This is a genomic window from Exiguobacterium sp. s11 (assembly GCF_018619015.1).
Taxonomy (GTDB): Bacteria; Bacillota; Bacilli; order Exiguobacteriales; family Exiguobacteriaceae; genus Exiguobacterium_A; species Exiguobacterium_A indicum.
In genome coordinates this window covers 49,658-63,729 of record NZ_JACSNF010000001.1, presented here as the reverse complement: position 1 = coordinate 63,729, position 14,072 = coordinate 49,658, and the positions used below count along the sequence as shown (strand labels likewise).

General features: G+C 46.8%; 23 protein-coding genes. 11 read left to right on the top strand and 12 right to left on the bottom strand.

From position 1 onward, the window contains the following. Nucleotides 1-2 precede the first annotated feature (2 nt). Nucleotides 3-488, bottom strand: a complete 486-nt coding sequence (locus KNQ12_RS00420; protein ID WP_214745660.1) for an NUDIX hydrolase — start codon at nt 486-488, stop codon at nt 3-5. Continuing rightward, on the bottom strand, nt 485-1,018 hold the full coding sequence (locus KNQ12_RS00415) for a DUF402 domain-containing protein (protein WP_214745657.1): 534 nt from the start codon (nt 1,016-1,018) through the stop codon (nt 485-487). Before KNQ12_RS00415 ends, KNQ12_RS00420 begins: the two co-directional genes overlap by 4 nt. Before the next feature lie 155 nt (nt 1,019-1,173). Here KNQ12_RS00415 and KNQ12_RS00410 point away from each other — a divergent pair, with 155 nt between their 5' ends. Together KNQ12_RS00410 and KNQ12_RS00405 are read left to right on the top strand one after the other, a co-directional pair. Next, the gene (locus KNQ12_RS00410) at nt 1,174-2,283 is read left to right on the top strand and encodes a GGDEF domain-containing protein (protein ID WP_214745654.1); all 1,110 of its coding nucleotides are present in this window, start codon (nt 1,174-1,176) and stop codon (nt 2,281-2,283) included. Nucleotides 2,284-2,365: 82 nt separating this feature from the next. Next, nucleotides 2,366-2,605 (top strand): hypothetical protein, encoded by a 240-nt coding sequence (locus KNQ12_RS00405; protein WP_214745651.1) that lies wholly within the window; start codon nt 2,366-2,368, stop codon nt 2,603-2,605. Nucleotides 2,606-2,652: 47 nt separating this feature from the next. On the opposite strand, the gene KNQ12_RS00400 is transcribed toward KNQ12_RS00405, so the two are convergent. The 3 genes from KNQ12_RS00400 to KNQ12_RS00390 are packed head-to-tail and all read right to left on the bottom strand — an operon-like array spanning nt 2,653 to nt 5,167. Further along, a complete protein-coding gene (locus tag KNQ12_RS00400) occupies nt 2,653-3,339 on the bottom strand; it encodes a polysaccharide deacetylase family protein (RefSeq protein ID WP_214745648.1) in 687 nt (228 codons plus the stop codon). A 16-nt stretch (nt 3,340-3,355) separates the two neighbouring features. Then, nucleotides 3,356-4,483: an MGDG synthase family glycosyltransferase gene (locus tag KNQ12_RS00395; protein ID WP_214775381.1), complete on the bottom strand. Its 1,128-nt coding sequence runs from the start codon at nt 4,481-4,483 to the stop codon at nt 3,356-3,358. Between the two features lie 54 nt (nt 4,484-4,537). Beyond that, complete coding sequence (locus tag KNQ12_RS00390; RefSeq protein WP_214745642.1) at nt 4,538-5,167, bottom strand: DedA family protein; 630 nt, start codon at nt 5,165-5,167, stop codon at nt 4,538-4,540. A 214-nt stretch (nt 5,168-5,381) separates the two neighbouring features. Between KNQ12_RS00390 and KNQ12_RS00385 the strand changes: the two genes are divergently transcribed. The 4 genes from KNQ12_RS00385 (at nt 5,382) to KNQ12_RS00370 (ending at nt 7,487) form a co-directional block, all read left to right on the top strand. Next, nucleotides 5,382-5,924 carry a GNAT family N-acetyltransferase gene (locus tag KNQ12_RS00385; RefSeq protein ID WP_214745639.1) on the top strand — a complete coding sequence of 181 codons (543 nt, stop codon included), beginning with the start codon at nt 5,382-5,384 and terminating at the stop codon, nt 5,922-5,924. A gap of 76 nt (nt 5,925-6,000) precedes the next feature. After that, nucleotides 6,001-6,753, top strand: coding sequence for a hypothetical protein (locus KNQ12_RS00380; protein WP_214745636.1), 753 nt, complete (start codon nt 6,001-6,003; stop codon nt 6,751-6,753). Next, nucleotides 6,746-7,114: a hypothetical protein gene (locus tag KNQ12_RS00375; protein ID WP_214745633.1), complete on the top strand. Its 369-nt coding sequence runs from the start codon at nt 6,746-6,748 to the stop codon at nt 7,112-7,114. Before KNQ12_RS00380 ends, KNQ12_RS00375 begins: the two co-directional genes overlap by 8 nt. A 91-nt stretch (nt 7,115-7,205) precedes the next feature. Further along, the gene (locus KNQ12_RS00370) at nt 7,206-7,487 is read left to right on the top strand and encodes a hypothetical protein (RefSeq protein ID WP_214745630.1); all 282 of its coding nucleotides are present in this window, start codon (nt 7,206-7,208) and stop codon (nt 7,485-7,487) included. 57 nt (nt 7,488-7,544) lie between these two features. Here the strand turns inward: KNQ12_RS00370 and KNQ12_RS00365 are convergent, their stop codons facing one another. Together KNQ12_RS00365 and KNQ12_RS00360 are read right to left on the bottom strand one after the other, a co-directional pair. Next, nucleotides 7,545-7,727, bottom strand: a complete 183-nt coding sequence (locus KNQ12_RS00365) for a hypothetical protein (RefSeq protein WP_214745627.1) — start codon at nt 7,725-7,727, stop codon at nt 7,545-7,547. 128 nt (nt 7,728-7,855) lie between these two features. Beyond that, on the bottom strand, nt 7,856-8,491 hold the full coding sequence (locus KNQ12_RS00360) for an NAD(P)-dependent oxidoreductase (RefSeq protein WP_214745624.1): 636 nt from the start codon (nt 8,489-8,491) through the stop codon (nt 7,856-7,858). 163 nt (nt 8,492-8,654) lie between these two features. Between KNQ12_RS00360 and KNQ12_RS00355 the strand changes: the two genes are divergently transcribed. Then, nucleotides 8,655-9,086 (top strand): Rrf2 family transcriptional regulator, encoded by a 432-nt coding sequence (locus KNQ12_RS00355; protein WP_214745621.1) that lies wholly within the window; start codon nt 8,655-8,657, stop codon nt 9,084-9,086. Nucleotides 9,087-9,103: 17 nt separating this feature from the next. Here KNQ12_RS00355 and KNQ12_RS00350 read toward each other — a convergent pair whose 3' ends face one another. The 4 genes from KNQ12_RS00350 to arr form a co-directional block, all read right to left on the bottom strand. Beyond that, nucleotides 9,104-9,280, bottom strand: coding sequence for a hypothetical protein (locus KNQ12_RS00350; RefSeq protein ID WP_156501836.1), 177 nt, complete (start codon nt 9,278-9,280; stop codon nt 9,104-9,106). Nucleotides 9,281-9,385: 105 nt separating this feature from the next. Next, the gene (locus KNQ12_RS00345; RefSeq protein ID WP_214775379.1) at nt 9,386-9,637 is read right to left on the bottom strand and encodes a hypothetical protein; all 252 of its coding nucleotides are present in this window, start codon (nt 9,635-9,637) and stop codon (nt 9,386-9,388) included. 24 nt (nt 9,638-9,661) lie between these two features. Continuing rightward, nucleotides 9,662-9,901: a hypothetical protein gene (locus KNQ12_RS00340; protein WP_214745615.1), complete on the bottom strand. Its 240-nt coding sequence runs from the start codon at nt 9,899-9,901 to the stop codon at nt 9,662-9,664. A 19-nt stretch (nt 9,902-9,920) separates the two neighbouring features. Next, on the bottom strand, nt 9,921-10,322 hold the full coding sequence (gene arr / locus KNQ12_RS00335; protein WP_058265846.1) for an NAD(+)--rifampin ADP-ribosyltransferase: 402 nt from the start codon (nt 10,320-10,322) through the stop codon (nt 9,921-9,923). Between the two features lie 199 nt (nt 10,323-10,521). Between arr and KNQ12_RS00330 the strand changes: the two genes are divergently transcribed. The 4 genes from KNQ12_RS00330 to KNQ12_RS00315 all read left to right on the top strand — a co-directional run bounded on the left by KNQ12_RS00330 (nt 10,522) and on the right by KNQ12_RS00315 (nt 12,929). After that, on the top strand, nt 10,522-11,052 hold the full coding sequence (locus KNQ12_RS00330) for a hypothetical protein (protein WP_052017138.1): 531 nt from the start codon (nt 10,522-10,524) through the stop codon (nt 11,050-11,052). 180 nt (nt 11,053-11,232) lie between these two features. Further along, complete coding sequence (locus KNQ12_RS00325) at nt 11,233-11,625, top strand: MarR family winged helix-turn-helix transcriptional regulator (protein ID WP_214775377.1); 393 nt, start codon at nt 11,233-11,235, stop codon at nt 11,623-11,625. A gap of 19 nt (nt 11,626-11,644) precedes the next feature. Beyond that, nucleotides 11,645-12,067: a MarR family winged helix-turn-helix transcriptional regulator gene (locus tag KNQ12_RS00320; RefSeq protein WP_214745609.1), complete on the top strand. Its 423-nt coding sequence runs from the start codon at nt 11,645-11,647 to the stop codon at nt 12,065-12,067. A gap of 85 nt (nt 12,068-12,152) precedes the next feature. Next, the gene (locus tag KNQ12_RS00315; RefSeq protein WP_214745606.1) at nt 12,153-12,929 is read left to right on the top strand and encodes a hypothetical protein; all 777 of its coding nucleotides are present in this window, start codon (nt 12,153-12,155) and stop codon (nt 12,927-12,929) included. Nucleotides 12,930-13,056: 127 nt separating this feature from the next. On the opposite strand, the gene KNQ12_RS00310 is transcribed toward KNQ12_RS00315, so the two are convergent. Continuing rightward, nucleotides 13,057-14,046: a DUF2268 domain-containing putative Zn-dependent protease gene (locus KNQ12_RS00310; RefSeq protein ID WP_214745603.1), complete on the bottom strand. Its 990-nt coding sequence runs from the start codon at nt 14,044-14,046 to the stop codon at nt 13,057-13,059. Nucleotides 14,047-14,072 lie beyond the last annotated feature (26 nt).

Genomic DNA, 14,072 nt, shown 5'->3' with positions numbered 1-14,072 from the left:
GTTCATTTTAAGACGTCCCAATTCGAGAAGTGTCGTGCCTCGAGATCGAGTCGCTGTTCCTCGATCCAGCGAAACGCTTCGATTACGAGCGGTGACGCGTTATCAATCGAGACGTCACTCGCATTGACCCAGCGCGCACCGAGTGAGTCTTGTCCGACGAATTGTTCGGGGATACTCAGCGTTCCACCCGTCTGTCGGACGAGATAAAAGACAGCGATGTGATGGACTTCGTTGAACTCGCGCCAATCCCACGGAAGCTTGAAGTCCGCGACGCCGATCTGTCGTTCGAGTGCCACTTCGAGCCCTGTCTCTTCCGTGAATTCCCGGCGCATCGCCGTAGCGAGCGTCTCTCCTTCTTCGAGGCTTCCCCCTGGTAAGTCATAGCGATTGATATACGGTCCACCATTCTTGTCGATGACGAGTAAGGCATCCTCCTTCATCAATAATCCATAGACACCAAATGCCCGGTGGCAACGAATCGTCTTCATGTGTCATTCCCCCTTCTCTTCATCTGTAGGACGGTCGGGATGAATGAATCCAAAAAGCCGTCAAACGGAAACTGTTGCTGCGCGATTCGCTGTTGTAGGTTCAGTAACGATGCACGAGCTAGTTCAATCACATCAGTCGGATAGTCGTACAATTGTTGGTTCTCTAAAAATTCGTCCTCGTCGACGACCGTCCACACTCCCTCTCGATGGACGAGATCGAGATCCAGATCAATGAACGATAAGGTATTTCCTTGAAGTACCGGCGGTAAGCAAATGTTACAGTAGTACGTCACTTCTCCCGTCCGCTCTATATCGAGACCGACCGTAAAATCAGCATCAAGCGGATAGAATTCCAGACTATAATTGTCATATGTATAAACGGCTTCGCGACGATGATGTAAAAGTGTCCGCACTGGCGTATTCGCGACGAGCAGATACGCTTCCGTCTGAACAAGAACGTCTCCGTCCCACGAGTAGTGCGGACGTCCGTCAAACTTCCGCGCTTCAATCGTTAGATGTTTCGGTTCCAACCTCATCCCTCCCTTTCCCTAAAGCTCTCTTATTTTACCAAATGATCATATCGAAGCAAGTCTTTACCTGATTTACTAAAATTTTGAGTGTCTCTCGTTGACATCGTTTATCAAACTGCTATCGTGAAGGTATCATACTCAAGGATGTGGAACCGATGTTCATTGCCGAGTTGTTATTGAATGCTTGCATCGCCTTCACCGGCTTTTATTTGATTGCCAAAATCATCTATAGTCAGCGTCTTGCGTCAAGTAGCTTGAAAACCCTCATCGTCGGTCTCGCGACCGGGCTGCTCGGGGTGCTATTGATGTTTAAGGGGATCGCCGTCAACGAGTCGTTACGGATGGATTTGCGACATTTGCCACTCGTTCTGCTCGCTTTTTATGGCGTCCGCTCGCCACTGATCATCGCGACGCTAATCATCGGTTGCTCTCGGTTCTATTTCGGTTGGACACCCCAAGCAGTCGTCGCCTTTCTTGCTGTCCTTGGCATCAGCTCCGGGATGTACTTCATCCACAAACGGCTGCTCCAACGACCATTCTTGCAAAATCTCATCATGAACGTTTGGGCCTTGTTCATGATCTCGATTGCTGTCTCGATTAATCTCGGCTTTAGTGATGCCGCTCTTCGTTTGCTCGCTTCGACATGGACGATCGGACTCGCGGTCGGACTCTTATCGAGCCTGTTGACGATTGATTTTCAGTTGCTTAACGAACAGGTGCAACGCTATAAACAATCAGCGGAAGTCGATCACTTGACGGGACTATACAATCGCCGTGTTTGGGACGAACGGACGGCGTTGCTTGAAGAAGAAGGACGTGTCTACAATGTGCTCGCACTCGACATCGACCACTTCAAGCATGTCAACGATACATACGGGCATGCGAACGGTGATCTCGTCTTGCAACAGTTCGCACGGATCTTACAGGAAGAAACGCGTCCGCACGATATCACGGCGCGCATCGGTGGAGAGGAATTCATGGTCCTCGTCTATGATTTGACGCCTTCGAAAGTCGCGAAGGTCGCCAACCGAATCCGGGAGCGGATCGCGAACACGCGCTTTCAGCTCGACGGTTTTTCCGCCATCTCGATCACAGCATCCGTCGGAATCGCCCATGGGAAACACGTTGCTGCCCAGCGGATGAATATCCTTGCCGACGAAGCGTTATATGCCGCCAAGGAACAAGGACGGAACCGCGTCATTCTGTACGAAGTCGATGCTGAGGCAGCCATGACGACACAAGACCGCGAACCGGTCCGTTCTTAATCTTTATCATACGCATTCGATTATTTAGTAGATTGCGCTGGATGATGCAAAAACAGATCATCCATCCATAAGGAGTGAAGCAATGAAATCCGATTTTGAGTTCATGACGACATCAGAAGCGATTCTGTTCGTCAGTTCCTTGTTCAAGTGGCTGTACATCGGGCATCATTTCGTCATGATCACGACGTTTGATGACTTATTTTTAACGCAATCGTGGTGGTTACTACTTCCGCTCATCACCTTCATCTTATTCTTACGCTCGTTCGTCGTACGACGCTTGATCCTCCAAGCAGACGAGGACGACATGTCACGCAATGCTTAATCCATGCAAAAGAGGAGCTATCCTGCACCGGATAGCTCCTCTTTTTTTTACGTTTGATCAATGCGACGAAACTGTAAGCCGCGTGCTTTCCAGTTCGGCAAGAGTTCACGAAGCGCTTCAATCGTCTGCACAGGTGCTTGTGGGTCCGCGCCGAACGTATCCCCGTTATCGTGGAGCAAGATGATATCTCCTTCTGACACATTTGATAGTAGCCGTTTGATTTTCGCCTTCCCGCCCTCTAGCTTCCAGTCCTCCGCCATCTTCGACCAGAGAATCATTTTGTAAGAAGGAGGACAGAGGACATCTCCAGCATTAAGCGCACCCCACGGTGGACGATAAACGGTCGGTCGGTCGCCCGTGATCCGTTCAATGACTGTAGCCGTCCGCTCGATGCCTGAACGGACGGTCGACGGTCGCATCGACCAGTTCGGTCGATGGACGTAATTGTGGATACCAAGTTGATGCCCTTCGTCGTGTATCCGGCGAATGAGGTCCGGATGTGCTTCTGCTTTATGACCCACGACGAAAAACGTCGCCTGAATGCCTTCTTGTTGTAAGAGATCGAGCAGTTCTGCCGTATAGACGGGATCTGGACCATCATCGAACGTCAAAGCGACGTATCGTGAGTTCAGTGATTTTGTCACGCGCCATCCAAAGACGCGTGACGCCACGTACGGGACGACCGTATAGGCGAGTGTCGCGAGAATTCCTGCTGTGATAAGACGTGAACGCATAGAAACTAACTCCCTTTTATTCATTTACTTTTCGGCGATGGACTTGCAGGCAACCCGCAATCCGTTCCGCGAAGAACCGCTGATCGGCCATGACACGATCATTTTGATACTGCGTGACTGCTTGTTGCCAAGCATGCATGACGTCTGGGTTCTCAAGCGTCCGACGGATGACGTCCGCGAGTGTATCCGTTTGATGAAATGCGAACGCAAGTCCTTTCTCCATCAAATACGTACGATTGATCTCTTCTTGTCCCGGTAGGACGTGTTGAATGAACAACGGTACACGTTTTTCGAATGCTTCACTGACCGTCACGCCACCTGGTTTCGTGACGATCGCATCCATTCGTTCATACAGCTGATTCATCTCATCTCTTGAATCGATATAGGTGAGCGGATGGATATGTGGATGATGTCGCGAAGCTAGTCGTTTATACAATGTTTGGTTCTTCCCACATAAGACATGGAAATCTGCTTCTGGACACTGTTCGATCTGCGTCAGTAAGGTCTCGAGTTGACCGAGTCCACCGTTTCCGCCAGCAACAAGAATTTGTTTGCGGGACTGCGTCGAGCGAAAGATGGAACCACCAGAAATTGCTGGATGGACGGGGATACCCGTCACGAACAAGCGCTCACTTGGTACAGCATGATGCTCGTGCAATTCTTGCCTTGCCTCACGATTCGGCAACAGATGATACTCGATATGCGTCTTTCCCCAGACGCGGCTGACGAATAGATCGGTATAGGCATTGATGACCGGTACGTCACAAAGGTTTCGTTCTTTTAATTGATTCAAGAGATAGGAAGGAAACGCATGTGTACAGATGATGACGTCCGGTTGTTCCGTCCGGATGATCCGTAACATCTGTTGTTGGAAATAATGCGACGTCCACCCTGTCGACCGGGCATTGCTCGAACGTCCGGCAATATGCTGGTGATAAAAACGACTGTAGCCGTTTGAGAAGTGTCGGATCCAGTTCAGGTAAAACTTTGATGTCACCCATTCCGCAAATGGACTGATCGTACTGAGCAATTCTACTTCCTTGACTTCAATCCCTGGTCCTTGCAATCGTTCGGCGATCGCTTCGGCAACCAGATGATGACCGGATCGCATCCTTAAAAAAGGAAAGATCACTATTTTTTGCATCGTTTGTCCACTCCTTCAAACTGTTCCGACGTTCCTTCAACAAAAAAGTAACGTTTAGTCTTCTTTTCCCGCTTGGTTTTTCCCTGAAACGACGCGTTTCTCAAGTCGCTTCCGCTTGAGCCATTTCACGAGCACTCCGATCAGGAACAATACGAGTAAGGCAAGTCCGAAATACGGTACGACTTCCGGCTTGATATGAAATGTCTTTCCTGCAAAGTGACCGAGTAAGACAAAAGGTACGACCCACAGCGCGGAACCGATTGCTGACACAAAAAAGTACCGACCGAAAGAAATCCGCTTCAGGCCTGCAAAATATGGATTGATCTGCCGCACACCCGGAATGTAAAGACCGCCGATGATCGTTCGATTGATTCGTTCCATGTAGCCGTTTGACACCCGCTCCCAGCGTTCCTTCGTCAATCCGAGGAATCGACCGTACCGTAGGACGGTCGGTCCGAAGAAGCGCCCTGCTCCATATGCCGTCAGCATACCGACAAACGTCCCAGCATACGCGGTCAAGATTGAATAGATTAAACGTTCTTCGTTTTGACCACTTAAGATACCAATCAGGACGAGTAAGGATTCTTCCGGTGCTGGAATCCCGACGATGCCAAAAAATAAAAAAATGAAAATAACGCCATATCCATAGGCATCGAGATACTGATTGACCGTATCCATATTCATGTTGTCACGTCCTCTACTGCTGTCTTTCTGTACTGTTTCAACGTCTTCTGACTATGTATTCGTTCCTGTTGAAGCAATTCCTTTTTTAGAAAAATTAAAACCTGGTTCATTCGAAAATTGACCTGTTCTCGCATCTCTCCTCGTGACAATTCTCAGTCTGTAGGAGATGATGAATAGAGTGAAGTAGATCTCTATAGACAAAAGGAGGATGACAATGAAAGAGACTGAAAAGCTAACGATTCAACCGCTATCGTTCGAGAGCATTCCATTCGTCAACCATGCCAACGATCCATTCCCAATTATCGGACGCATCGTTCCGCAGTTTTCTGGTACCACATGGTCCTATACGGAAGAACTCTATGAAACCGCTACTGAAACCCGTTTCCCTGACGATCGACTCGATTGGACGACATATATCGAAAACGAGAATCGAATCGTCCTCCTCGCCTTTTCCGGCACTTCTTGTATCGGTCACATTCGCCTTGTTCGTGACTGGAACCGTTTCGCCTATATCGAAAACATCGCGGTCAAACAAGCATTTCGTAAACTTGGCGTCGGACACCAATTGCTTGTTGCTGCGACGAAATGGGCACAACAACGCGAGTTGAGTGGTCTGTCACTCGAAGCACAAGACGATAACCTGATTGCTTGCCGTTTTTACGAGCGAGAAGGCTTCGAGCTCGGCGGTGCCGATAGTTTAAAACAATTCGTCAATCCACATATCGATCTGACGTTGTATTGGTATAAACTATTTTAAACGTCAGTCGGAAAGGGCTTACCTTCTGTTATCTATCGTAAAGAATAGTTTTATTACCGCGATATTGTTCGCTTTCTTGTATGCACTCATTGCTGGGCTTGAGATGGGTGATCCAACAATATACGGCACTTCCTTCAACGACTTCTTTATGATTGGTCTATTGTTTGCCGGTCCCGCCATTCTGACCGGCGCACTCTTGACGGAAGGACTTCCACGCCTGTTATTTCGTTCGAATATTTCTTTCGTAAAACGGACCATCCTCAATCAAATCATGGCATTATTCGCAAGCATTGTCCTCTATCTGCTCATGCAATCGAATTCGTTTTCGCTTGTTCTCATCTTATTCTGTTCAGGTGTAGCGTTGATCTATTTCATCTTCTCCGAGTCGGCGCGAAAGTACTCATCATTCCTCCCCTATCTGTTCGGGTGGCTCGGTCGGACCGTCTTCAGCTTTTTTCTGTTTCTCCAATTGTTTGGATCAATGACGATGATGGTTCTGTTTTTGTCTTACGCGGTGCAGCTCGTCAATGAACAGTTGGATGCTGTCATGCTATTATTCTTCAGCGGTACCGTGATTGCTGACGCTCTGTTAGCTGTCCGTTTCACGAAGCGTTCGCTACCGTGGATGACGCATCTCCTCGTTCATCAAGGTACGGTCTTCGTGTTTGCCGGTGCGTTCATCTTGTTCAGTTCACTTCCTGCGGTTTTTTTCATCGGAAATGTAGTCGCTGCCTTTTTATATGTAATGATCACCCGTCTATTCATCCTCATGAAGACTGGAAAGGAGGAGTACCATGATCCGTCTGTCATTTCGACTTCTGATGAGTAATTGGATTTTTCTGATGCTTTATCAACATCTTCCGTCATCACCACGACTCATGCCCGATACGGACTATGGGTATTATCCAGGTGTCTTCGAGACCTTGCTGTCGTTTGTGATCGTCATCACGGTCGGTGGCATCCTGACCGACGCGATTCGTTACTTCCGATTTCGCTCACGTCCACTACCTTGGATAACACACCTCCTCCTGAATCAAGGCATCGCTTTATTACTCGGTGGCGTACTGTTACTTGTATTCAAAGGTCTGTTTCAACCGATCTATTTTCAGGCAATCGCGAGTAGCGCCGCTTTCCTTTACTTTTTGATGACGCGTTTGACATTGTTATACAAGAAAGATTCAGCTGTTTGAAATCATCCGCTTTCTTACATTTTTGTTAGATAAAACAAGATGACCTACGCTTTATACTAAATGTATCGTTTAGTAAAAGGAGACATGCCGCATGTTTCGTCAAAAATCGCTTCTGTATTTACTCATTTTTTTGTCCTTCGGTTTAGCTTTCGATACGATCACAGGATCGTCTCTCGTTCCGTTCGTCGAACCTCTTCATCTCTTGATGACTTCTCTTGCGTTGACGATCACGACCGCCTGTTTGACTTTGTTCTTTCTGCTTTACTACGGTCTTCGTCCGCATCTCGAATTACTGATCGTCCTTCCCTTTTTGATTTTGACGAGCGGCGTCACGTTCTTCTTCGTCTTCTTGAGCGCAATGACTGTCATTTAACGTCACCAAAAAGCCCGTCTTCTTTAAGGAGACGGGTTTTGATCGGTCATATGTAGATCACGGTTTGGCGTGAAGTTCTATCAACGGATCGCTTTCACTCGGCCAATTGATTTGTCCCTCGTAATGATCCTCGATCGTCGCGACCGGTTCCGAACGTTCGAACCGGGACGGTTGCGCAGATGTCGTACAGACGATCAAGACAGCTAACAGACTGATGATACTTAAGCATCGTCGCATCATGATTTGAGCTCCTTTAGTCGTTTCTATTCTCATATTAAACAAACCATGCTACTATGCCATCCGTCCTCCGCTGTATCTCTCACTCCGTCCATTAAAAAAGACCGAATACGTAAGTCGGTCTGACACCATCACCCTTGTTCGCCAACGACCGAGAACCGCTCGTTGAGATGTTGACCTTTTTCAAGCTCATCCACTACAGCGATGGCGTAATCCGCGTAACTGATGTAGCTTTCCCCTTTTGCGTTTAGAATCATCTGCTCGCCACCGACTGTATATGCTCCCGTTCGTTGACCATTCGGATCAAAGAATCCAGCGGGGCTGAGATACGTCCACGTCACGTCTTGCTGCCCTTGCAGTTCGATCAAGTTTTTCCCCATGTTCGAAGCTGTCGGATAATACGCTTCCGGGAAATCCGGTGTTTCCATGACACGTACATTATGCTCAGCATCGACGAATAGACTTCCAGCACCACCGACTACGAATAGTCGTGTCTTGCTTCCTGCTAACACGTTGATTAAATGACGACCGACTTCGATATGTTTCGTTTCCTCACCCGGTGCTGCGTTAAACGCATTGACGATTGCGTCAAACCCGTTCAAGTCGTCTTTCGTCAGCGCGAGCACATCGCGCTCGAGAATCGTGACGTCTGCGGTCACTTTTGCTGCGTTACGGACGATTGCCGTGACGTCATGCCCGCGTGTGATTGCTTCTTGTAAAATCAATTGTCCTGCTTTTCCTGTTGCGCCGATGATTCCGATGTTCATGATGATTCCTCCTTTTGATATGTAACTACTTTGATTACATGTAACCAATATAGTTACAATTACTTTGTTTGTCAACAGTGTTGTTCCTATTCCCCGTTTCTTGCCAAATGAACAATACGACGTATAATGAGAGAACAATGTTTTTAAGAAGGAGGGTCATCCGTTGGCTATCAGTACACGTTTTTCCGTCGGCATCCATATTCTCTCGTTGATTGCGACTTACGAGAAGATGACATCCGACTTGATTGCTGGCAGCGTCAATACGAATCCGGTCGTCATCCGTAAAATCATGAGCATGCTCAAAAAAGCCGATCTGATTGAGGTCCGCCCGGGTGTCGCCGGTGCGCGACTCGCCCGCCCGTCATCTTGCATCACGCTACTTGACGTTTACCAAGCCGTCGCTGTCGTACCGGACAAGGAACTGTTCGGCGTCCATGCCGCACCGAACCCAGATTGCCCGGTCGGACGAAACATCCAATCGACGGTCACACCAATCTTTGAGCTCGCTCAATCTGCTCTTGAAAAGGTGCTCGCTCACGTCACACTGGATGATATCGTCAGTGAAATCGAACAAAAAGAAGCATCGTCCTCATGAGGGCGATGCTTCTTGCTTTAGAAAAACCATTGATACAGTAGATATCCTCCACCGAGGACGACAAGCACCGCGAGCATCTCAAGACCACGCATCCCGTCGTTTTGCCCACGTGGTACGGCACTACCGAGACCTTGATCGACACCGTCGCGGAGATGATCGAGTGGTTGTTTCTTTTCTTGTTTGAAGCGAGACATTAGAACGACCCCCTTTTTACATATTGTACCATTCCATCTTCATCTTGCAGTGCATTCTGTCAAAAAAATACGTGGTAGTGCTTATCTTACATTCAATTCGTTTCTCTATTCATTTCGAAGCAATTTCATGAATCCCATCTTTTCAACGATCAAAACATCCTGCTCGAAGCGTTTGATGTAACGCTTCGTCGATTGATCGTCAATCAAATTCGGATGACCAAAGCATACATTTAGTATCGAATTAAGTTTCTCTGCCTCACCGCCGATAAAATAGTGAGACATATAGGTGTTGTCTTCTGAGGCAATGACGACGAATGTCGCCATATCAAGCACTCCTTCGACGCTTTCTGCTGTCATGAGTTTGTCTTTCACAGATGCATTCTAAAAGTCATACGATTCGATGGAGGCAATCCTACCTTGCAACAGATCAAGAATTGATTTTCGATAGACACAATAGACTGCAACGATCGTTTCAACAGGTGGAACGAATGGATCTTCGAGGATCGCGATCAAACGCTCGTCGTCTTGATTCAGGCGGATGGCATGCAAATGATTAACCAATAATTGATCAATGACGTTCACGTTCGTCGGTTGGATCGATTTGAAATCATATACAGGCAAGTCTTCTCCCCTTGCTCTTTTAGTCAATGATCGTATCCTTCCCTTCTGCGCGTAACCGCTGCAGGGATGCTTTCATCGTCTCAATCTCTTCATCGGTATGCCGTTCCCACGTTCCGAGTTCAGCGATGATCTTCACGGGTTCCGTCGAACGATACGACCGAGTCGGATTGCCTGGGAACCGTTTGTTCGTCAAGTTCGGATCATCCTCATACGCTCCGAGTGGTTCGACGAGATAGATACGTTCCGGAGCGTCAGATCGTGCGAGCTCTGCGCCCCACTTCGCTGCATCAAATGTTGCCGTGAAATAGACGTGCTGGAGCGGTTGTTCACGAAAATTCGACGCGTGCCCTGGTTTCAATTCGTCACCGATTTGCAACGTGGCTTTCGTGCCATGGAAAAACGGACCTTCGACTGGTTTCATATGCTCGCCTCCTGACTGGATACATTCAGTATAGACAGTCGATTCGTTCAGGTGTAGTCTGTTTTAAAATGAAATTTCACGGTATACTTATAGCAAAGGAAGTGCATTTGTCGTCAGATTGTAACTCGTTTTTTGTCTAGCCATCAGGCATGATAGGAATAATCATTTTACATACCCTATAGGAGGTCATCCGTTTAACGTGAAGTTCTTTAAAGCTTTAGCGAAAACCGAAGAGGCTGTCTGGATTCCAGAAGCCGAGTGGCAAACCGTTTGTGAGCAAGAAGGACTGACCGTGCCGCATCATCCGCAGGAACAATTCGTTGGTCTCGCGTACAACAATCAGCGGCAAGTCGTCGAAGTCACGCGTAATTTACGTCCACCAGCTCTCAGTTATTACGTCACGATTCTAGAACCACCCCATAGTCGATCCCTTATTTCAAAACGTTCGTTCTTAACGGTGCTTCATGAACGAACGGAGCGCACATCCCTCACCGAATACGGTACATTCTGTTTACTTGAGATCAACGTTCGGGAAGAAGGACTCGGCGAGCGTGGTCTGTTACTTGAGTCATTGATTCATGATATTGAAAAAAAGTACACTCATTACGCGATTCGTGGCGATTATGCGACGATCACCTTACAAGGACGCGTCTCAGATCAATGTTTTACGAAATATGGATTCCAGTTAACGGATTCCTATCTCACGCTTTCGAATGGGATTCCTTCCTGAACCGACCTGACACGTTCAGGTCTTTTTTGTACAGTTCCTAGGCAATGATGGGAAGTGATGGGTTTGCGTTCAAACTAGTAGCACTACATATTTTTAATATGGTATGGTAAAAGTAATTCATCAGCAGTACATTCTACATTTAAGAGGTTCCTCATGACAATAATGACAGAGACATATCCCATGACATGCTGGTATACGATTTCGACGTATCATAATCAACAAATCAAGCGAGTCAATGCGTTCTTGAAACAATGGGATCTCTCCCATACGAATCTTGAAGTATTGCGTTGCCTACAAACGACCTCATGCACGAGCCAGAAGGAAATCGCTGAACGGATCCAAGTGACCGATGGCACGATTTCACACGGAATCAAACGTTTATTTGATCGGCAACTCATCACCCGCAAACGCAAATGGAAGACGAACTATTTGCTCTTGACGGAAAAAGGAACAGCCATTCTGCAAGAAGTGTTGCCTGCCTATGAACGTTTTCAACAAGAACAATTCGCTGCTTTGACTGCGCGACAACAGGAAGAATTAATCCGTTTCTTCGATAAGCTCAATCCTGCGTGACAGAAGAGGAGGAAAAATCATGACCTTCACATTCGAATCTTCAATGCAACACTGGAACACCATTCAGCGAATCCATTCTCGTTATTCGAAAGAAGTCAACGATGTATTGAAACCAAAAGGACTCTCAAAATCCCAATTCGATTTATTGATGACCTTGTATCATCAAGAGAGTGCGACACAAAAATCACTTGAACGCACGCTCGAACTCTCAAGCGGTGCCATTTCGCAAACGGTGAAGAAGTTACTCGCGGAACACCTCGTCATCCGAAAACGAATCAACCGGGAAAAACGGATTCTCTTGACGGAAGATGGTGCAGCGCTGATTCAAACGTCAGCTCCCGAGATCGAAGAGATTGATGATCGTTATTTCCGTGCCTTTACATCAAAGGACCACGAGACGTTCGACCAATTGCTCCATAAGATGCAAAGCGATCATTTTTGATCGCCCTACCGACACTCGCGGACGCTTCCCTAATGAGGTGTCCGCAATTCTTACATTTAAACACCATAAAGAGGGAGCAACAGAGATGACACATAGAGACGTTTTATTGGAACGATTAGACGCAATTGGGCAAACGATTGCACAAACAGATGATGCGCTTGTCCTGCTCGGACTCGGTTCTGTCGGTCAAGAACTTGAACGACTCGATGACTATTCGGACTTAGACTTTTTCATCATCGCAAAGCCCGGTAAAAAGGCTCGATTCATCGAGCAACTCGACTGGTTAGAAAACACATACCCTTTACACTTTCAATTTCAAAATACGCAGGATGGACATAAAGTCATGTTTGACGACGGTATCTATGCCGAATTCGCCATCTTCGAACTAGATGAACTTTCTGAAATTGCATTTTCCGCTGGTCGTATCGTGTGGTGCGATCCTTCCTTCGACGCGTTTGAACGCTTAGTCCCACAACCACATAACAGTTCGAGCGAACATCCATCCGTCGATTACGCCATCCATGAAGCACTGACGAATCTATATGTCGGGCTCTGTCGCGAAACACGTGGCGAAACATTATCAGCCTTCCGTTTGATTCAACAATTTGCCGTTGGTCAATTGTTACACGTTCTGTCCTCATTTGAAAAAGAGGAAGCGACATCTGTTGATCCGTTTGCTCCGGAACGTCGGATTGAGCAACGTTTCCCAGAAATGGTCAACCGATTCTCAGAGATGATGCCAGGCTATTCACATAATAAAACGGCTGCACTAGTGATCCTCGATTACATCGAACAGATTCATCCTGTCTCCCCTGCCATGTCAAACGCTATCCGTTCACTCGCCCGAACTGATATTTCCTAAACAACACGTTCGCCGTTTTATTTCTGTTCATCCATCGTTCAAAAGCGTTCGACTTAATTTCGAAAAATTTCAAAAGTATAAAAATATGCCCATCAGCTTCTTTATGCTGACGGGTCTATTTTTTGAATCAAAGTAGATCATTTTTATACTTGTAATCCTTTAAAATCGTTTCCGCGTCTTTAGTCGTCCAATCTGCTATCGATTCTGAAGGATATTTTTCAAGATATGCGTCCATGATATCTTTACCTAATCGGTACATACTCCACATAGGTACATCCTGTTCCTTATTGCCGTCCATGATATCATCTTGCGTTAACTCACCATTTTTCATTAAACGTAGAACACGCTGTTTCGTCTCTTCTTCTAATGGCTCGACCCAAGCTGGTGTCACACCTTTAACGACGCGTTTCGCGAACTGATCCGCTTTCCCTTCAAGGAGGAGTGAATGGATCAGTGGACTAGCTTCCTCTCCTAAGGAAGTATCTAGCTTCATCCGATCATATAAAGCAGTGTGGTGATATTCATGGGCTACTGCATATTCCAACATTTTCTTATCGTAGTCAGCGGTAAGGAATAGCATGAAGCAATCTCTAGTTGCCAATCCTGCGACCCCTCCCATGACATCCATACGCTCCATGAATTCCGAGTTAACAGGCACGATGAATATCGTATTCGTTTGTTTTGGTAATGCCCGATGTGAAGCAGTGTAACTTTTTTCAATGATTTTTTTGATCTCTGTATCTTGTTTCATCAGCTCTTTCGTCCGACTCATCAATTGTTCTTTATACTCAGTTGCTTGTAGCATAAAGTAACTTTTCATATATGTTAGATCGAGATCTTGTTGCTCACCGATTTCATTGATGTAACCTAAGACATGTTTTAGGTAACTGTTCGTATTGTCGTCTGAGTTTCCTGTCTGCATCGCTTCTTCTAAGTACTGATTGTATTGCGTATAGAGCGGAACAATCTTGACCTGATCCTCTTGACCAATCTTGATCGTCTTGTTTTTAATCGTTTCGTCGTTCGGTGAAAAGAAGTTTTCTGTCCTTTCCCAAACGGTACACCCCGATAAGGTAACCAAGACCAAACACAGTAATACGAGCCATCCCTTTTTCAATGTAACCCCTCCCTCAGATTCATGTC